This window comes from Enterococcus sp. DIV2385 (genome assembly GCF_051711925.1).
GTDB lineage: Bacteria > Bacillota > Bacilli > Lactobacillales > Enterococcaceae > Enterococcus > Enterococcus faecalis.
This window is the reverse complement of record NZ_JBIONV010000001.1, coordinates 512,365-531,242: the sequence shown is the minus strand read 5'-3', so window position 1 is coordinate 531,242 and position 18,878 is coordinate 512,365. Positions and strand designations below refer to the sequence as shown.

Below are 18,878 nucleotides of genomic sequence, written 5' to 3'. Positions count from 1 at the left end.
ACTCTTTCTATTAGTGTACCACTAAACCTTCGCTCGTTGCGCTTTTGCGAAAATATTTAACAAAAGAGCGACAACAACTAAGCCCGCACCGACTAAGTAAACATTATGCAGACCTGCATAGAGGATACCGCGTAATGGTTTTAACAACGCAGCTGGAATTAAATTTGCAGTATGTGGATTCACTAATTGATTCATGACATCTGCATCGACGTTTAACGCGCTCGCTTCCAATTTTGCAAACATTCCTGCGTTTAAAATCACACCAAAAATTGACACCATCACAGTCTGCCCAATTGTACGCACCAACGTATTAAACGATGTTGCAACCCCCATTTTTTCAGGCTCCACTGTACTTTGTGCTGTCACCGTAGTCGTTGTGATAGTAATCCCAAAACCAACTCCTAAGACAGAAGACACTACAAAGAAAAGCCAAAACGGAACGGCCATTGGCATTACCACTAAAAAGATGGCCCCGACTAATAGAATCGATAACCCAATCGTTAAGACTTTTTTCATAGCATATTTTTCCATAAAGCTACTTGCTATAAATGATCCAGCCATCCAAAGTAACGACATAGGCGCTAAAACTAAGCCACCAATTCCTGCACTTTTTCCTAAGACACCTTGCATCCACATCGGAATGTAGACATCAATCCCCATTAAGAAACCGCTAATAAGCGCTGCAATAAGATTTACTAAAACAAACGTTGGTTGATTAAATAAATGCAAATCAATCACTGGGTCTTGCGCGCGTTTTTCTATCATCACAAATGCTACAAAAAAGAGCACACTCAAACTCAAACAACCAAATGTTACTAATGTAAAACCATTATCGCTAATCATTTGAAAACCTAGCAATAACGTTAGCAGCACTGCCATCAAAGTAACGCTGCCCAAAATATCCATTGGCATCTTGGTCCGTTCCCGCTTTGGTTCAACTAAGAAAATACTAATCAAGCCCAATAAAACAAGTCCAATAGGAACATTAATGAAGAAAATCCAATGCCAACCGACTGTATCTACAATAAAACCACCTGCTAACGGACCAAAAATACTAGCAATTCCCCAGGCGGCACTGTTTAAACCTAAAATTTTCGCTCGCTTGTCCAATGAATACATATCGGCAATAATCGTTAACGCAACTGGTAAAATTGCGCCTGCCCCCACACCTTGAATTGCGCGGGCAATAATTAAGGTCAACATATCTTGGGCAAAGCCACACAACGAGGAGCCCAAAATAAAAATGATAATACCAATCATGAAGACAGGTTTACGACCAATTTTATCCGCAAGTTTCCCATAAATCGGTGTTAACATCGCATTCGTTAATAAATAAATTGAAAATACCCAGTTCATAATTTCCATGCCATGTAACGAGCCGACAATCGTTGGCATCGCAGTAGACACAATGGTCCCTTCAATGGCTGTCATAAATGTTGCCACAAAAACACTCACCGTGACTAACTTAACATTTGTTTCTTTTGCCATTTGTTCACATCCTTTTCTATTCAATTGTCAATTTTCTAAATTGCTCCATAGCTATTCTATACAAAAAAGAACAAAATGTCTTAAAAAAATGCTTTTTCATAAAAAAATTATTGCAAAAAAAACAAGAAGTCAGCCAAGTATTGGCTGACTTCTTGTTTTTTTTATTTAATTATTCAGCTAAACTAGCTTTTAACGCTTCAACTTTATCTGTTTGTTCCCACGGTAAATCAATATCTGTTCGACCAAAATGACCATAAGCCGCAGTTTGTTTATAAATTGGGCGACGTAAATCTAGCATTTCAATAATACCTGCTGGACGTAAATCAAAGTTTTTACGAACTGCTTCGATTAATTTACTTTCTGGAAGATCACTCGTACCAAACGTATTAATAGAAATAGACACTGGTTGCGCCACACCAATTGCATAAGCTAATTGGACTTCTACTTTTTTCGCCAAACCAGCAGCAACAATGTTTTTCGCGATATAACGCGCAGCATAACTAGCAGAGCGGTCAACTTTGGTTGCATCTTTTCCAGAAAAAGCACCGCCGCCATGACGAGCATAACCGCCATAAGTATCAACGATAATTTTACGACCAGTTAAGCCGGCATCTCCTTGAGGGCCACCGATTACAAAGCGACCAGTTGGGTTGATAAAGTATTTTGTTTCATCATCTAAAAGTTCATGAGGAATCACCTCATTGATTACTTGTTCTTTAATGTCTTTTTCGATTTGTTCTAAGGTTGTTTCATCATCATGTTGTGTACTGATGACAATCGTATCCACACGTTGTGGTTGACCTTGATCATCATATTCCACTGTTACTTGAGATTTTGCATCAGGACGTAAGTAAGGTAAGACTTTTTCCTTCCGCAATTCTGCTAAACGGCGAACCAAACGATGACTTAACGCGATCGGTAATGGCATTAATTCCGGTGTTTCGTCAACGGCAAAACCAAACATTAAGCCTTGGTCACCAGCGCCAATATCGTCTTTTTCATCTTGATCACGCACTTCTAAGGCTGCGTCAACCCCTTGAGCGATATCAGGTGATTGCTCATCGATTGCTACAAGAACTGCGACAGTCTCTCCATCAAATCCATATTTTGCTCGTGTATAACCAATATCTTTCACAGTTTGACGAACAATTTTTTGGATATCTACATAAGCTGTTGTAGAAATTTCTCCAAATACTAGGACTAAACCAGTTGTTACGGATGTTTCACATGCCACGCGGGCCATCGGATCTTTCTCCAAAATCGCATCTAAAATTGCATCACTGACTTGGTCAGCTACCTTATCTGGATGTCCTTCTGAAACGGATTCTGATGTAAATAAATGTCTTTCTGTCATAATGTTATTCCCCCTAAATAGTTTCGGTTACAAGGCATCTTTAGTAAGTAACGACAATTACTTGCTAAATCCTTTCGGGAACTTGTAACAAAAACAGTATACCAGATATCTAAAAAAAAAGCTTAGGTTTTCAAGAAAATCATTAAATTACCTATATTTGCTTTTCCTATAACAAAAAACTTCCAGCCCCTTTCATCTGAGCTGGAAGTTTCTTGCTACTGTAAAATTTTCTCCGCGATAAAGTGTGTATATTGCTCGCCACCTGCCACATTTGGATGAACTCGGTCATCATAAAACCAATCATCATGGGCGTTACTATAATTAAACCAGTCAATGACCGTTAAGTTATCGTATTTTTTGTCCATTTGACTAAGTAAACTATTCACTTGATTTTGCCATCTTCTAGTTGGGACGCGAACATTAATCCAATAAACTTTTCGATTACCTAACGCTTTCATAAATTCATCAAATTGTGCCTCTGTAAAAGGACCATTCGTACCTAAACTCACTAAAACAGTATCTTTGAGCATTTTCTTTTTGTCTAGTTCACCAATTAGTGAAATGCTACTATACAATTGACGGCCCACTTCCCCATCGATAATCATTTTAGGAAAAATATCTTGTAACCCGCTAGCACCATCTAGAATAACAGAATCACCAATAGTTGTGATTTCTAAATTCTGCGCTTTTTTTACTTGCTCTGGTGTGAGTTGTGTGGGTAGAACATCTTGGCTTTCACTCGGTTTTGTACTACTTTCTGTGGACGTGCTACTATTTTTCGTGCCACTTTCTTGGACTTCTTTTTTACGTTCTTCAATTTTTTGCTGATTTTTCGCAATATTTTTTTCTAGTTGCTCTTGTTGCGCACTTTTAGCGTTTGCTGGAGCCACAATTAAACCGAATACTGCAATCACGCTAATCACTGTCATAAAGGCCATTGTCCCTTTTTCACGAAGGTCCCACGGTTTCCGTAAAAACTCAGTGAATTGAGTCCAGACATCCTTATAAGACAATCGTGTCAGTGGATGTTCGATAAAACGATATGACAATTCGCTCACTACTAAAATTAATGCTATTTCAACCAATGAATGTAGAAAAACATGGTCCGATAAGGTCTTAATTTTGGCCTCATAAAAAATCATGATTGGGAATTGATACAAGTAAATGCCATAACTCCGTTTACCTATCCACGTAAAGACTGGATTCGTTAACCAACGATTCATATCTGCCCCTGGATGTGCAGTGACAGCCACTAAGACAGTGGCTGCCAAACTAATTAAAAACATGCCGCCGTAATAAACAAAATTTGTATGATCTGATAATGTTAAAAAGGCTAACACTAAAAGAACTAAGGCACTTAAACCAGCGCCATTTAAGATTTTTTTAGAGGCTTCTGGAATTTCTTCTTTCAAACGTGTGCTTGGCCAAACATACGCCAATGCACTACCTAGTAAAATAGAAAAAACACGTGTGTCTGTTCCATAATAGACACGTGTAGGATCTGCGCCAGGAACATATAAAACGGCCATCAGCGTCACCGAAATTAAGGCGCCGATTAAAACTAAACTGAAAATTCGACCGCGCTTACGAACAAAGCGTTCCAGAAGAATAAAAAGTAATGGCCAAATTAAATAATTTTGCGCTTCAACTGCCAATGACCAAATATGTACAAATGGCGATTGTGTCGCAAATCCATCAAAATAAGAAAACCCTTTAAAAATTTGCCACCAGTTGTTGTAATAAAAAACACTACTAGCGACAACGCTGCGAATATTGTTTAATAAATCCTGCTGAAAGAGTGTAATATAACTAACTGCACTTAAAAGCATCACAATTAATGCTGGATACAGCCGTTTCATCCTTCGCACATAAAATCCTTTTAAATCAATGGTCTGATTTTCTGCCCATTCTTGCCGCAACAAGTCGTTAATAAGATAACCTGAAACAACAAAGAAAATCGGAACACCTAAGTAGCCACCTCGCATGACTTGGGGAAAAAGGTGATACAAAATCACGCCAATTACAGCGATCGTCCGAATGCCATCAAAACCTGTAATATAGCGTTTTTTCTTGCTATTTGCTGTCTGATTCATTTGTGCTTTCCAACTTTTCTATAAAATTATTCTTTTCCTTTATTTAAAGAAGCAAGTAACTTTAATATACGTTTTTTCCTAGGAAATGGCAAGCAAACTTTGCCTCCTTTAGGCTTTTTTTACAATTCAAAAAACCAACATTTTTTAAATTGTAAAAAAACAACCAAAGCTTATGAAAATCACTCATAAGCTTTGGTTGTTTACTCATATCGTTTTCGTTTAGATGAAGATGGAATCCCTAAGGCTTCACGATACTTTGCCACCGTTCGCCGGGATATTTCCATGCCTGAATCTTTTAATCGCTCGACTAATTTTTGATCAGATAACGGTTTACTTTTTACTTCTTCATCAATTAATTTTTGTAGTTGCTTTTTAACCATCGTTGTTGAGACATCCTCGCCATCTTCTTCTGATGAAAGAATACTTGTGGAGAAGAATGAGCGCAATTCAAAGACGCCAAACGTGGTTTCTAGATATTTTCCATTGACCGCACGACTAACTGTCGATTCATGAATAGACAAAGCATCCGCAATTTCTTTTAAAGTCATTGGTTTTAATGGCCGATCTGCTTCTAAAAAGAAGGCTTCTTGGCGGCGCACAATTTCTTGCCCTACACGTAAAATTGTATCCCCCCGCTGATTCACTGCGCGCTCTAACCATTCAAATTCGTTTTTCTTATCCTTAATATATTCTTGGACTTCTTTGTCGTCAGTCTCTTGCATTCGTTTGAAATAATTTTCTTGAAAATTTAATGTCGGTCGACCGGCTTTGTTGGAAATCACCACTATTCGATCTTCCTTGATTCGGACAGTTAAATCTGGTCGAATATACAATTCCTCGGTCGCATCAAAAATATTCCCTGGCGCTGGCGATAACGTTTGTATATAATCAAAAATCAATTGAATTTCTGCTAATTCAATCCCAAATTTTTTAGCTAACGGGCCCCATTTACGACTCACTAAGGCATCAAACTCTTCCTCCAATAAAATATACGCTAAATTAGGCGCGGTATCGTCTCGTTCTGTTTGTAGCATCAAACATTCTTGTAAATTGCGTGCCCCCACACCTGCTGGATCTAGCTGTTGTAACAAAGTTAATGCATCTAGCATTTGAATGGCGCTTGCTTCGGTTTTCTCTGCCGCTTCTTCTAACGAAATCGTTAAATAACCATTCACGTCTATATATTCTACTAAAAACAAAACCAATGTTCGCAAGTATGTATCGCGGTAATTCAAATGAATTTGATCAATTAAAGACTCAAATAATGATAAATGATAGTCTGGAATTTGATTCATATAATTATTTTCTTCGTCTTGGTTGGTGTAAGAACGACTAGTTATCGGAAAATCTGTGGTGTACTGCGTGTCTACTTGTAAATCAATTAATGGATTCTCTAGTGCTTTCGCTTCAACAAAGGCAGCGAGTTCTTCCGTGTTAAATTGTAAAATTTGAATGGATTGTTGAAGCTGTTGAGTCATGGCCAACTTCTGGACTTGTTTTTGTTGTTGGGACATTCGTTGCTCAAATTTCATTATTTTCGTCCTCCCTCTTGTAATTTTTGTCAATATCAGCTAAACTAGTATTCGTGCCGCGCCCTTAGTGTAGTGGATATCACGTAAGATTCCGGTTCTTGAGACGGGGGTTCGATTCCCTCAGGGCGCGTTATTTAAATATGTTGATTTATCAACGTTTCTGGACACTCTTTATTCATCTAAAGAGTGTTTTTTTCTTGTTTAGGAATGATTTTTCTATCCGTAGTTTTTTTAAATGTTGCTTGTGGCAAGCTCAATCGCACTTAACGCAACAATATTTGTTCTGCTTCAGCTACAAATCCAATAAGGTTAAAATTCCTCCGTTCCTATTGTAACGCATAACGTTTCCTTTTTCTATCTGCTAAACAAAGTATTAAGACAAGCAAACACCTGCTTCTCTCTTAAAGATCCCTTTCTGATTATATAGTAAATTGCTTTTAATTTGTTAATTATTTTACCTAAAACTTGATATCCTAATTAAATAAAGAACCTGGGGCAAAAATCACTTTGGATTTTTGTCCCAGGCTTAAAACCTGATAATTGGCGAGAACAGAACCGTTCAGCTCCGACCTCTAAAATACTTAATTAGAAATATGCTACCCGCAATCACACCAATTATGATTACTAGCCAAAATAATCCACTTACAAGTAACAGCTCAGTTAAGGTCATCTTCAGATTCTCCTCCTTTAAATGGCCTCTGCTTTGTTTTGCTATGTAATTAATGGCGAGATCAGACAACAGCTATCAAAAAAACGGACCAACACGTGGTCCGTTTTCATTCATTATTAAGCTTTTACGATGTTCGTTGCTTGTAAGCCGCGTGGACCTTCTTCAGTATCAAAAGTTACTGCTTGGCCTTCGTCTAAAGTTTTAAATCCATCTGATTGAATAGCTGAAAAATGTGCAAATACATCATTGCCATCTTCACCTGTAATAAATCCAAAACCTTTGTCTGCGTTAAACCATTTTACTGTACCGTTGTTCATATATATTTCCTCCTAGTGCATAAAAATATGCAAGTTATTGCAAAAAATGTTGAGTGGCAAAAGGAGAAGTATAGTTTTTAAATATATAACTCAAATTACTTATCAAAATTGATTACTTGGTTACTATAACACATTTATTAGGAATAAACAATGCCCACGACTTTTCCTTGGACTTTCTAAAATAATCAAAGATGCGCTTGACAAAGCCCTAGCAAAAGACACTCCTATTCTTTCTATTTCCAGTTAGTTTTGTTTAACTTTAAATAATCGCTACACGCCAAATAATCAAATAGCGGAGCTAATCCTGGTGAAAAATTTACTTCCTCAAACCGCTTAATAAATTGTACGCCTTTAATTTTATTTGGTTCGTTCAGCGTAACTTTTCCTTGGGCTTGTTTAGCAAAATAAAAATGTCCTTGCCAAACGATTGAATCAAAAACGAGTGGTCCAGTAAAAATTTCTTCAAGTTCAGTAATTTCCACTGCTAATTCTTCTTTCATTTCACGAATCGCACATTCCAGCGCTGATTCACCAAGTTCTTGTTTTCCGCCAGGGAAATTCCATGTGTCTGGCCGATCTTTTAAAATAAGAATTTCATCAGATTGATTTTTAAGAAGTACTCGCGAAAATTCTTTTTTCATTTCGTTTAACCCTCTTCTTCATTTTTTATTGAGAAGCCACACTTGGCAGCATAAAAATATAATGCAAAATACGATCCGCATACGATGGATTTTTTTCAAAGTCATTGACTTCTTCATTGACTAGCTCCAAATCATCGGTAATCACTCCAGCAACGTCCATAAAGAGCATTTTACTTAGTACCTCTGAGTCATTAACTGTCCAAGCATAAACTGCTTTTTTCTGTTGGTCAGCTTTTAAAATGAAGGTATCGTTCAACGTGGTAGCTTCCATTGTATACAAATCAGCTTGTGTTTCTGGAAAAGTGAAATTATAGGGCAAAATAAAACTAACTTTTACTTTTGATTTGGCTTTTTTAAACGCTTTGATCACATTGTAGTCGAGAGATTGAACCTGATGGTTATTCTTTATCAAAGGACGTTCATATTTTTCAATAAAGTTAGAAAGCGCACCTTGACTATCTTGTTTAGACGTTTTAATTTCTACTAGTAATTTTTGTTTGGCTTGGTTTGCTTTCGCTAAATAATCATCAAAGCTGGCAATTGGTGCTTCTTGGCCATTTTCTTTAACGGTCATTTTTGTTAATTCAGCCAACGTAAATTCTTGCGGCGTGCCATCAACGCCGGCGAGTTCTTTAAGGTTTGCATCATGCATCACAACAAATTGATGGTCTTTGGTTTCTTGAACATCAATTTCAATATAATCTGGTTTAAATTTAATGGTTCTTTCCATAGCAGGAATAGTATTTTGCACGCCATTACTATTGGTGACCCCTCGATGCGAAATAATCAAAGGTTTTGATTCTAATAGCCCTGTTAAGTAAACAGCATTGAAAATTATATAGCCGCCAAAAATGGTGAATAGTCCTAGGCCCATCCCGATAGTCACTAATTTATTACGTTTCGTTTCTTTGTCAAAGGCAACTTTTGTCGTCGTTTCTGCTTGAACATTTAATTGTGTATATAAGAAATTAATCAGTAATACTGAAAGCCAAGCATTAGAGACAAACTGTAAAAATTGGACAACCGTTAAATTTAAAATACCACCTAGCAAGCTAATGGTATCGCTCAAGGTATCTAACTTCAACTGTAGAAGATAAAGTAACACATAAATAACATACGTTGAAACAAATACCGCGATCGTCACAAATGCAATATTACGAATAATGAACCATAATCGTTTGTTTGTCATTGACCAACTAGCCTTAACTGCCTCGCCCGCTTTTTTTCTCTCCAGAATCATTAATGGAAGCGTGTAAATGAAACGAATAGCTAAATACCAGACTAATAACCCAAAGGCCAGTAACCCAACCAAGTAAGGAATTCGTTGGGACAAAAATTCAACAATAAAATCTGGAATCACAAATTTCGTCAATAGATTACTTTGGAAAATCAGGTTACCAAAAGGGACAATGACAACAAAATAACCGAAAAAGAATAACCACGAACGGGCACCTTGCTTTTTAAGAACCTTAAAAGATGCCTTGGTAACTCCTTTAAAATGAAAGCGATGGTCTTGCCGTATTTGAAAAATCCCTAATAATAAAAAGGTAAACTGATAAAAAACTGCACCTAAAAAAAGTAACAACAAGAGAATTAATAACACCAGAGCAAGCGGCTTTTCTAACAATAAATTCAGGTTATTAAACGAAAGATAAGGAATACCTTGAGTTTTTAGTGCGTTGGAAGTAGCCCAACTAAAAGCCCCACCCACCAATAATAATAAGACATTTAAAGTAAAAAATAACCATAAGTACTGCAAGATGTCTTTAAAAAATTGCCTTGTTCCATTTTTAAATGTTTGCCAAGCAGACATACAAACTCCTCCATTCTAAAAGTATCTGATTAAAGTTCTTCCATACGAATCCTAAATAAAACAACGGCAATCCAAATTGAAATAAATGATGGCAAAATAACAATAATGATTGCGACTGGCTCATCAATAGTCCCTTGTAACGTATTTTTTACTTCTGAAGAAACAATAAACTGATCAAAAATCACTTGATAAATAGTAACATAAATCAATACCCATTGAATATAATATTCAATTATTTTCATTAAAGCGATGGGTAAAACAATTTTTTTCGTCGTTAAATTCAATAAAAAATATAACAAAAGACTCGTACTGATGATAACGACTATCCCTAAAAGAAATAACGACTCTAACCGCTGCCCTATTACGTTTGCAACGCCCATTGTTAATAATAAATACATAGCTACCGAAATTAAGATGCTCACACTTAGCATAACAGAAAACAAAAGTAATGCCTTAAGAAAAAGCCACTTATCAACTCTTTTATTTCCAATCAATAAACCTAAAAGAATCACCGACAAAAGTAAAATCAATTCAATCATTCGTTCCTCCTCCCAAAACAAATGAAAACAAATTCATATGTTCGCGTTTATTTTATCAAACTAAAATGGATTTGTAAAACATTTCACATGTTATTTAATAAACGACTAACACTATAAAAAAGACAAGTTTCCTAATAAAGGAAACTTGTCTTGTCTTTTTATTCTTTTTACTTCGTTATTTTTTGATAGTTTGCGAATAATTGATTCGCATCTCCTTCTCCATCAATTTTCTTGAGATGGCCGTTATCTATTTTAAACATAGATGGCACATGTAAAACTTTATTTTCTCGGATAAATGTTGACCATTCCTTCATGGTCTCTTTGTTGGTTAATTCTACATAGTAAACCTGTTTAGGTGCTTGCAATAGTTTCTCGAAATCCTGACAATCTGAACAGTTTTTCTTTTTTAAAACAACATAAAATGTTTCGCCAGAGTGTTTTTTTCTTGATACTCATTGAAACTTAATTCCTTTTTATGCGGAATAAATGTAAAACCTACCAACAAACTAAGTAACAAAATTAACAGACTGAACGAAATTTTTTTATTCATGTTTTTTCTTCCTTTTTAGTTTGTCTAATTTTTTCTTTTTTTATTTTTTGTTATGCCAAAGCTAATAGCCACTATAAGGACAATTAAACCTGCGATCATGTAAAGTGGATTTACTGTTGTATTAGTCATTGGTAAATGAATTCCTTTACTTGCTGATTTTCCAAAATTGACTGGGTTCGTTGGTGCTTGATGATTTGTAGGCGTCAACGGTTTTTTCGGTTTTAGCGGTTGTTTAGGTTCAGGTTTTTTTGGATCTTCTGGTGTTGGTGCAGGCGGTGTCACTGTTGGTTTGTTGGAATGTAACACGTCACCTTCATTGCCAAAGTTTAAGTCGGCTTGGTTGGGAATGCCACCTTGTTCAATATAAGGCGCTAATTCTTCATCCGTTGCGTCAGCTTTAATTTTGGTTGTAATGGTCATGGTATAGGTATGTCCAGCTAAGTATGAGTAGCTGTCATCTTTTTTGTTCATAGTAAAGGTTACTTTGTTATTTTCTTGCGTTACTATGCCGTTGGCTGTAACATCTTTACCATTTTCATCAGTAACTTTCACGTCTACAATGTCTAACACTTTATTAATGTCATCCACCATGCTAGCTTGGGTCCAAGTGCTTGTTTCGTTACCGAAAGCTGTTTTGACGTTCCATTTAAATGCTTGGTCGCGGTTGGTTAAATCTAAGTGATCTTGACCTTCGATATCTTTTGTAATCGTTGGATCTTCTGGTGTTGGTGCAGGTGGTGTTACCGTTGGTTTGTTGGAATGTAACACGTCACCTTCGTTACCAAAGTTCAAGTCCGCTTGGTTGGGAATTCCGCCTTGTTCAATGTAAGGCGCTAATTCTTCGTCCGTTGCGTCAGTTTTAATTTTAGTTGTAATAGTCATTGTGTATGTATGACCAGCTAAGTAAGAGTAGCTGTCATCTTTTTTGTTCATAGTAAAGGTTACTTTGTTGCCGTCTTGTGCCACTGTTCCATTGGCGGTTACGTCGGCGCCAGTTTCGTCAGTGACTTTCACGTCTGTGATGTCTAACACTTTATTAATGTCATCTACCATGCTAGCTTGGGTCCATGTGCTTGTTTCATTACCGAAAGCTGCTTTGACGTTCCATTTGAATGCTTGGTCACGGTTGGTTAAGTCTAAATGATCTTGACCTTCGACGTCTTTAGCAATATTTGGATCAACTGGCGGTGGTGTTACCGTTGGTTTGTTGGAATGTAACACGTCACCTTCATTGCCAAAGTTTAAGTCGGCTTGGTTGGGAATCCCGCCTTGTTCAATATAAGGCGCTAATTCTTCGTCCGTTGCGTCAGTTTTAATTTTAGTGGTGATAGTCATTGTATACGTATGACCACTTAAATAGTCATAGCTGTCTGCTTGTTTGTTCATTTCAAAAGTTACTTTGTTATTTTCTTGTGTTACTGTGCCGTTAGCTGTAACATCTTTACCATTTTCGTCGGTGACTTTCACATCAATGATATCTAGCACTTTATTAATGTCATCCACCATGCTGGCTTGGGTCCAAGTACTGGTTTCGTTGCCAAAGGCTGTTTTGACATGCCAATCGAAACTATCTTCACGATTGGTTAAATCTAAGTGTTCTTGATTTTCGATATCTTTTGTAATCGTTGGATCTTCTGGCGTCACGTCACACGCATGCGCATTGTCATTTTTAGGAATCATCGCTTCTGGAAATTCCTTAGCAATTGTTCCTTGATTCATTGTCCCACTACTTACAAGGGTTGCTGCATCAATCGCTGTATTTTCTTTGACTTCGTAGTGAATCGTGATGTTTCCTACGTAACCTTCTGTACTAGTTGCCGAAATGGTTTGTCCGTTAATTTGAACAGGCACATCATTTCCAGCATCGTCCGTAGCGGTCGCCGATTGAATGTCAAATTGATCAGCAATTGTTAATGAAGCTGTTGCTGGTGTCGATTGAGCCAGACGATCTTTGACAATTTGTTTTAATTGGGTTGTAAAATCATCAATAGATTGGCTTGTAATAAAATCTTCTGGTGTGCTAGATCCTTGTTGCAACTCTTGTTTTACAAAAGGACCCACTTCTGTTTTATATTTATCAAAGTATGAATTCACTGAACTTAAAGATTCAACACTTTCCCAATACGCATTAATCATTTCATATCCTTGGTTAGTAATTTCTTGGTTTAACGCTAAAACTTCTGCTGCTGCACCTTGGTAGTCATTACTATATTCCACTGAGACTTGAAGAGGATGTCTTGGATCTGGATATTCATTGATTGAATCATTGGTATTGGTTTTATGCAAGTAACCATCTAAACGTGTATTAGCGACCCCATCTGTCACTAATAGGAAATACGTTTTTCGATTCGTTAAATCTCCGTGGGTTTGATTGTACGTATCTAAAGCGAGTTTCAATCCTGGGGCGGTTGGCGTACCACCATACGTCCGAACGTCTCCAAAACCAGAGACAAATTGGCTTTTATCATAAGTCAATTGCGTATTGACGCGCACATTCATATCATAATCAGCTGAATTAATTTTTGTCTTTCCATCAGGAAACATAAATTGTTTTCCGCCGCGATATGAAGCCAGCATCACGCGGTCTTGATCAGATAAGCCTTGAACCACTTCATCAATCGCTTGTCTTACATGTGGAAAATTATCTGAAAAACTACCACTGGCATCTTCAACAACTACTAAATCGACTGGTTCCGTTTCACCCGCTTGAACTGGGAAAGTAGCTTGTCCTTCCAATATCCGTTTACAATCAGCCAGACTGTCGTCTTTCACTTTCACCGTATTGGTCATTCCTTCTGTATCTCCTGCTTTAACCGCTCCTTCAGCTAAAGCCAATGTGGGACTGAAATTTCCCACAACTGTTCCAGCGACAATCACCATTGTCGATAATAATTTCGTTGCTTTCTTAAACATTTTAATCCTCCCTATTTTCTTTCGCTAGTGTTTGGGACACTTGCTTCTCTTTACTTCAACTACAGCTCCTTAAATCTTTCATCAAGTCGATGTGTCCCCTTGTTTTTGTGACACATCTCTTACTCAATTTCTGATTCTATCACCTTTATAGGCTAAAACTTGGCAGTATTCGGCTCTTGAAAACGTAAAATTTGTCTTTTAAAAATTAATGAAAAGACTATCCACTGACAAAGTTGGTTTTCACTTACTTTTTGCTACTTGATTCCTTTTAAGACTCTTTTTTTACACAAAAAAAGTAAAAGAACCTTTACAGTCCTTTTACTTAATTGTTAGATGCTATTCATAATTTTCTTAGTTTTGTTCTATAAGCTGAATAGTTTAGCCCGTTTATTTCAACAATATTTGACGTTAGTCAACCGTTTCGTTATAGTTAAAGAAAAGGCTTTTTGGTAGGAGTGAATACGATGAATGAGTGGCCCCATCAGTTAATGACGCTTTTAACCCCACTTTTTGAGCTATGTATTTTAGGACTGAATGTTTTTTCGATTATTGTTTTAGTTTGGGGTGTTTGTTTAGCAGGAAAAGATTTCATTAAAAGTGAACGACAAAATCAAAGCCGCTTTACCTTAACCAAAATGAATACGTTCATCAAAAACTTCCTTGGTAGCTACATTCTGTTAAGTTTAGAAATTTTAATTGCTGCTGATATTATTGAATCCATTGTCAAACCAACTTTTCAAGATATTTTGAAATTGGCAACCTTGGTGATCATTCGTACAGTTATTTCTTATTTCTTACATAAAGAAATTGAAGACACTATGACCGATATGGAACAACAAGAAAAAGAACCAGATACCCCAAAAAATTAGCGGGTACGCTGGTTCTTTTTTTATTTAATCGCTTTAAAATAATGAAGTGGTTCGTTAGACAAACGCTGCATTTTACGTTTTTTATCTTCAATAATTGCTAAAATTTCGTCTGAAAAATTTTCTAAAATAACACGGCCGCCTTTATAGGTGTGACCACCCATTTCAGCAACTTCGCTGGCCGTCAAAATGACTTTACGATGCGCAATTTTTTTGAAAAATTCTTCAATTAAGTACGTCGGTAAGTAAAAATTATTTTGAGCAGAAAATGATTCCAAATAAATAAAATCATCGATGCTGATGAAACAATCATCCATCGATAAGTATTCAATTGATCTGTCTATATATAATTCACGCTTTTGTAAAATTTCTTTGACTTTTTTATTTAATAAATTCAATGATTCAATTTCTTTAACCAAATGTTCTAGTTCACGATAACGTACTTCTTTTCGCTCTTTGTAAGATGAATGTAAGGCGGCACTTGCTGTGACTATTAGCGCACCGACGATTACACCGACCATTCCGGCGATAAAAACAAACATATTTTTCCCCTCGCTCTTTTCTAATTTTCCATTTTAGTATAACATAATCCAAAAGTTTCGGATAAAAAATGACACAAAATTTTTCAAGCGACTTCGTTGACCTTTATTGACCAAAGAGGTATACTTTTCATAGGCATTCAAAGTGCTTTGTGATAGAATGACTTTAAAAGTTTCTTTATATAGGAGGATTTACTTATGAATTTAATTCCAACAGTTATTGAACAATCATCTCGCGGTGAACGTGCTTATGACATTTACTCTCGTTTATTAAAAGACCGCATCATTATGCTAAGCGGCCCTATCGATGATAATGTGGCAAACTCAGTGATTGCACAGTTATTATTCTTAGATGCCCAAGATTCAGAAAAAGACATTTACTTGTACATTAACTCTCCTGGTGGCAGCGTTTCTGCAGGCTTAGCGATTTTCGATACCATGAATTTCGTTAAAGCAGATGTCCAAACGATCGTATTAGGAATGGCGGCTTCTATGGGTAGCTTCTTATTAACAGCTGGTCAAAAAGGCAAACGTTTCGCTTTACCAAATGCGGAAATCATGATTCACCAACCACTTGGTGGCGCTCAAGGGCAAGCAACAGAAATTGAAATTGCTGCTCGTCACATTTTAGACACTCGTCAACGTTTAAATTCAATTTTAGCTGAACGAACTGGCCAACCAATTGAAGTGATTGAACGTGATACCGATCGTGATAACTATATGACTGCCGAACAAGCAAAAGAATATGGTTTAATCGATGAAGTAATGGAAAATAGTAGCGCCTTAAATTAAAAATAAAAAAAATGGAAACAGCGACAGTCGCTGTTTCCATTTTTTTATTTTTCAATGTATCCTCGTAATTCTTCTTCAGTGACACTTTCGTCAAAGATATGCTCACCAATGATGATCGTTGGTACAAATTGAATGTGCGCCGCATTGGCTTCAGCAATCACTGCGGAAACAAGCGTTGCATCTTTTTGTTCTTTTAAGCCAAGATTTTTTTCAGCATACGTCGCTACTTCTTCTAAGGTTAAGTTTCCCCATTCATCTTGCGTAGCAAACATTTTATGCAATGCTGACAGCGCTTGTTCAGGCGCTGAATAGTCAATGTAGTGATGCATCACATTGCCGCGTTGTAAACTTTCTTTTTCTTTATCAAACAACTTAATGATACGTTCAACTTTACCACTTTTGACAGATTGTGCTAACAGTTCCTCAGACTCTTCAAACCATTTTCTGCAATAAGGACAGCGAACATTGATAAATTCTATCATTTTGACAGGGGCATTGCGCTCACCAATGTGAAGCCCTGTTTCTGTGTTAACTTTTGTTGCATCAATTACTGAAATATCCATAAAAAAACCTCATCCTTTCAAACCTTTATTTCTCTTTTAGTATACCGTTTTTCAATAAAAAAATCATAAGACACGAATTCAAATTTTCTGAATTCGTGCCTCTGTTCACTTTTTTAACGATTAATCGAACGAGCCATTCTAGCAACAGTATGTCTTTTCCCACGTATCGCATCAGAAAGCTCTTTAATATTTTCAATACCAACTAAGCCCATATTGGCATCGCCAATATGTTGAATATCTACGCCTAAAATTTTATTTCTAATGCCGATTGCTTGGATAACTTCAGGTTGAGCACTTTCTTGTGAAGTTCCAATGGCACTCATAACTAATTTTCCTTTTGAATGTGCAAAATTCACAACTTCTTTGACTTGTTGATCATCGATGCCCCAAACCGTGCCGACTGCTGGGACTAAGACAATATCAGCGCCCGCTTCAATAAATTGTTCAGCTGATTTTAAACTGACCACTGGTTCATCTACGCCTGAACTGTGCATTTTTCCGGCAATAATGATGCCATCAAAATGTTTTTTGGCTAAGGCCACGTTCTTAGCAATCAAGTCGTTGGTCACGCCAGTTCCTGGATTACCTGTCAATAAGATAAAATCCAAACCCAGTTCATTGGCTTTTTTGAAAGTAGCTGCTGATGCTTTTCTACCTGGTTCAATCGAAACTCTCGTTGAAGCTAAGTCTAAATTTTCATCAACAGGTTCGACATTCATGCCAATCGGTAAACCGACTAGTTCTTTCAAACGATGAACAACCTCATCATTAGGGACACATGTTTCCGCAGTATATTGCCCTTCATAAGCGGCTACTACAATCGGTTGATTAACATCGAAAACATTCAATAAAATCATGTCTGCGCCATATGCTTTTGACATTTCCGCACAAGTGATATCACCTGCTACGGATGGATGAACTACCACATTTTCCGATAAAATTACGCGCCCTTCGCTCGCTTTAATACTCTGAAACAGCTCTTCTTTTGACATCCGTTTGATTTCTGATGCATTTGCACTAATTAATCGTTGAACCATTTTGACCCCTCCAATAGTTTTTAATGTTTTAGTTAAAAACAGCAATAAGTAATCGCTTGCATTTTATTACATGCAACATTCGTGCCAACGTCCTTTCTTTAAACCACAGGTCAACACTACATTTCAGTGCTACACACTTTTTGCACACTTTAATTTTTTTTACACGCTTAAAGAAAAAGTGAAGGATAGCACTTCAAACGGAAATGTTATTCTTCACTTCTGGAGCAGAAAAGTTACGCACTTTTTTCTCGTAATTTTTCTGCAAATTCATTAATTTTTCGAATACGATGATTAATACCTGACTTAGAAATAGCTCCTGAAGGAATCATTTCCCCTAGTTCTTTGAGACTAACTTCCGGATACTCTAACCGTAATTCTGCGATTTCCTGAAGTTTCTCCGGTAATGACGTCAGCCCTACTGTACTTTCAATAAATTGAATATTTTCAATTTGTTTTGAAGCCGCATCAATAGTTTTATTTAAATTCGCTGTTTCGCAATTTACTAAACGGTTTACTGAATTCCGCATATCACGGACAATCCGGACATCTTCAAATTTCAACATAGAGTTCGTGGCACCAATTAATGTTAAAAAGTCGGCAATTTTTTCAGCACCTTTTAAATAACAAATATACCCATTTCGGCGTCCCAATGTTCGAGCGTTTAAGTCATAGTAATTCAACATCTTACAAATGTCATTATTGTGTTCTTCATAAATTGAAAAAATTTCTAAATGATAGCGACTTGTTTCCGGATTATTAACTGAGCCAGAAGCCATAAAGGCCCCGCGTAAATAGGAACGCATTTTTTGCGCGTTACCCATGATTTCATTTGACACATTGCCATTAAAAACGACCCCATCCATAATATCCAAATCAGCTAGAATTTTTTGTGTATCTTGTTTTAGACGCACAATGTAAACATTATTTTTCTTTAGTTTCATTTTTTTACGAACTAATAATTCTGCTTGTGCATGGTAATGATCTTTCAGTAATGAATACATTCGACGAGCAATTGCAGCATTTTCCGTTTGTACATTCAAGACAAACTGTTGATTAACTAAGCTAAGTGAGCCGTTCATCCGAATTAATGCTGCTAATTCTGCTTTCGCGTGTTCTCGATGGACTTCTAAACCAGTTAACTCTTTTTTGACATCCGAGGCAAAAGACATCT

At 36.7% G+C, this 18,878-nt stretch carries 15 protein-coding genes, 1 tRNA gene, 1 pseudogene and 1 riboswitch; of the genes and pseudogenes, 3 read left to right on the top strand and 14 right to left on the bottom strand.

Annotated elements, in window-relative coordinates; genetic code table 11:
- Positions 1-21 precede the first annotated feature (21 nt).
- The 4 genes from IGM04_RS02605 to rpoN all read right to left on the bottom strand — a co-directional run bounded on the left by IGM04_RS02605 (position 22) and on the right by rpoN (position 6,467).
- The gene (locus IGM04_RS02605; RefSeq protein WP_002364774.1) at positions 22-1,488 is read right to left on the bottom strand and encodes an MDR family MFS transporter; all 1,467 of its coding nucleotides are present in this window, start codon (positions 1,486-1,488) and stop codon (positions 22-24) included.
- A 169-nt stretch (positions 1,489-1,657) separates the two neighbouring features.
- Positions 1,658-2,842, bottom strand: a complete 1,185-nt coding sequence (metK, locus tag IGM04_RS02600) for a methionine adenosyltransferase (protein ID WP_002355656.1) — start codon at positions 2,840-2,842, stop codon at positions 1,658-1,660.
- Positions 2,840-2,935, bottom strand: a riboswitch (SMK box riboswitch). It overlaps the preceding gene by 3 nt.
- Positions 2,936-3,057: 122 nt before the next feature.
- Positions 3,058-4,935 carry an acyltransferase family protein gene (locus IGM04_RS02595; protein ID WP_002373449.1) on the bottom strand — a complete coding sequence of 626 codons (1,878 nt, stop codon included), beginning with the start codon at positions 4,933-4,935 and terminating at the stop codon, positions 3,058-3,060.
- A 200-nt stretch (positions 4,936-5,135) separates the two neighbouring features.
- On the bottom strand, positions 5,136-6,467 hold the full coding sequence (gene rpoN / locus IGM04_RS02590; RefSeq protein ID WP_002366210.1) for an RNA polymerase factor sigma-54: 1,332 nt from the start codon (positions 6,465-6,467) through the stop codon (positions 5,136-5,138).
- Between the two features lie 58 nt (positions 6,468-6,525).
- Between rpoN and IGM04_RS02585 the strand changes: the two genes are divergently transcribed.
- Positions 6,526-6,597: transfer RNA gene (locus tag IGM04_RS02585), tRNA-Arg, on the top strand.
- 656 nt (positions 6,598-7,253) lie between these two features.
- Here IGM04_RS02585 and IGM04_RS02580 read toward each other — a convergent pair.
- The 6 genes and pseudogenes from IGM04_RS02580 to IGM04_RS02555 all read right to left on the bottom strand — a co-directional run bounded on the left by IGM04_RS02580 (position 7,254) and on the right by IGM04_RS02555 (position 13,910).
- Positions 7,254-7,454 (bottom strand): cold-shock protein, encoded by a 201-nt coding sequence (locus IGM04_RS02580; protein ID WP_002355647.1) that lies wholly within the window; start codon positions 7,452-7,454, stop codon positions 7,254-7,256.
- A gap of 233 nt (positions 7,455-7,687) precedes the next feature.
- Complete coding sequence (locus IGM04_RS02575; RefSeq protein WP_002355645.1) at positions 7,688-8,095, bottom strand: NUDIX hydrolase; 408 nt, start codon at positions 8,093-8,095, stop codon at positions 7,688-7,690.
- Positions 8,096-8,120: 25 nt separating this feature from the next.
- Positions 8,121-9,908: a glycerophosphoryl diester phosphodiesterase membrane domain-containing protein gene (locus IGM04_RS02570; protein WP_010825047.1), complete on the bottom strand. Its 1,788-nt coding sequence runs from the start codon at positions 9,906-9,908 to the stop codon at positions 8,121-8,123.
- Between the two features lie 29 nt (positions 9,909-9,937).
- Complete coding sequence (locus tag IGM04_RS02565) at positions 9,938-10,447, bottom strand: SA1002 family membrane protein (protein WP_002361285.1); 510 nt, start codon at positions 10,445-10,447, stop codon at positions 9,938-9,940.
- Positions 10,448-10,614: 167 nt separating this feature from the next.
- Positions 10,615-10,997 (bottom strand): annotated as a pseudogene (locus IGM04_RS02560) (bacteriocin).
- Between the two features lie 24 nt (positions 10,998-11,021).
- Positions 11,022-13,910: an isopeptide-forming domain-containing fimbrial protein gene (locus IGM04_RS02555; RefSeq protein ID WP_086317667.1), complete on the bottom strand. Its 2,889-nt coding sequence runs from the start codon at positions 13,908-13,910 to the stop codon at positions 11,022-11,024.
- A 464-nt stretch (positions 13,911-14,374) separates the two neighbouring features.
- On the opposite strand from IGM04_RS02555, the gene IGM04_RS02550 reads away from it, so the two are divergent.
- A complete protein-coding gene (locus IGM04_RS02550) occupies positions 14,375-14,779 on the top strand; it encodes a DUF1622 domain-containing protein (protein ID WP_002383026.1) in 405 nt (134 codons plus the stop codon).
- Positions 14,780-14,799: 20 nt separating this feature from the next.
- Here the strand turns inward: IGM04_RS02550 and IGM04_RS02545 are convergent, their stop codons facing one another.
- Complete coding sequence (locus IGM04_RS02545; protein WP_002355635.1) at positions 14,800-15,318, bottom strand: hypothetical protein; 519 nt, start codon at positions 15,316-15,318, stop codon at positions 14,800-14,802.
- 195 nt (positions 15,319-15,513) lie between these two features.
- Here IGM04_RS02545 and clpP point away from each other — a divergent pair, with 195 nt between their 5' ends.
- Complete coding sequence (clpP, locus tag IGM04_RS02540) at positions 15,514-16,107, top strand: ATP-dependent Clp endopeptidase proteolytic subunit ClpP (RefSeq protein WP_002355633.1); 594 nt, start codon at positions 15,514-15,516, stop codon at positions 16,105-16,107.
- 44 nt (positions 16,108-16,151) lie between these two features.
- On the opposite strand, the gene IGM04_RS02535 is transcribed toward clpP, so the two are convergent.
- The 3 genes from IGM04_RS02535 to whiA form a co-directional block, all read right to left on the bottom strand.
- Positions 16,152-16,670, bottom strand: coding sequence for a DsbA family protein (locus IGM04_RS02535; protein WP_002413649.1), 519 nt, complete (start codon positions 16,668-16,670; stop codon positions 16,152-16,154).
- A gap of 113 nt (positions 16,671-16,783) precedes the next feature.
- On the bottom strand, positions 16,784-17,707 hold the full coding sequence (locus IGM04_RS02530; RefSeq protein ID WP_086317666.1) for a DUF7916 family protein: 924 nt from the start codon (positions 17,705-17,707) through the stop codon (positions 16,784-16,786).
- Between the two features lie 233 nt (positions 17,708-17,940).
- Positions 17,941-18,876 (bottom strand): DNA-binding protein WhiA, encoded by a 936-nt coding sequence (gene whiA / locus IGM04_RS02525; RefSeq protein WP_002358736.1) that lies wholly within the window; start codon positions 18,874-18,876, stop codon positions 17,941-17,943.
- Between the last annotated feature and the right edge of the window lie 2 nt (positions 18,877-18,878).

Bases quoted from the DNA above. Each gene is read 5' to 3' on its own strand.
- rpoN (WP_002366210.1), bottom strand. From the start codon at position 6,467: ATGAAATTTGAGCAACGAATGTCCCAACAACAAAAACAAGTCCAGAAG.
- IGM04_RS02535 (WP_002413649.1), bottom strand. From the start codon at position 16,670: ATGGATATTTCAGTAATTGATGCAACAAAAGTTAACACAGAAACAGGG.
- IGM04_RS02530 (WP_086317666.1), bottom strand. From the start codon at position 17,707: ATGGTTCAACGATTAATTAGTGCAAATGCATCAGAAATCAAACGGATG.
- IGM04_RS02575 (WP_002355645.1), bottom strand. From the start codon at position 8,095: ATGAAAAAAGAATTTTCGCGAGTACTTCTTAAAAATCAATCTGATGAA.
- IGM04_RS02595 (WP_002373449.1), bottom strand. From the start codon at position 4,935: ATGAATCAGACAGCAAATAGCAAGAAAAAACGCTATATTACAGGTTTT.
- clpP (WP_002355633.1), top strand. From the start codon at position 15,514: ATGAATTTAATTCCAACAGTTATTGAACAATCATCTCGCGGTGAACGT.
- whiA (WP_002358736.1), bottom strand. From the start codon at position 18,876: ATGTCTTTTGCCTCGGATGTCAAAAAAGAGTTAACTGGTTTAGAAGTC.
- IGM04_RS02565 (WP_002361285.1), bottom strand. From the start codon at position 10,447: ATGATTGAATTGATTTTACTTTTGTCGGTGATTCTTTTAGGTTTATTG.
- IGM04_RS02580 (WP_002355647.1), bottom strand. From the start codon at position 7,454: ATGAACAACGGTACAGTAAAATGGTTTAACGCAGACAAAGGTTTTGGA.
- IGM04_RS02550 (WP_002383026.1), top strand. From the start codon at position 14,375: ATGAATGAGTGGCCCCATCAGTTAATGACGCTTTTAACCCCACTTTTT.
- IGM04_RS02555 (WP_086317667.1), bottom strand. From the start codon at position 13,910: ATGTTTAAGAAAGCAACGAAATTATTATCGACAATGGTGATTGTCGCT.
- IGM04_RS02570 (WP_010825047.1), bottom strand. From the start codon at position 9,908: ATGTCTGCTTGGCAAACATTTAAAAATGGAACAAGGCAATTTTTTAAA.
- metK (WP_002355656.1), bottom strand. From the start codon at position 2,842: ATGACAGAAAGACATTTATTTACATCAGAATCCGTTTCAGAAGGACAT.
- IGM04_RS02605 (WP_002364774.1), bottom strand. From the start codon at position 1,488: ATGGCAAAAGAAACAAATGTTAAGTTAGTCACGGTGAGTGTTTTTGTG.
- IGM04_RS02545 (WP_002355635.1), bottom strand. From the start codon at position 15,318: ATGTTTGTTTTTATCGCCGGAATGGTCGGTGTAATCGTCGGTGCGCTA.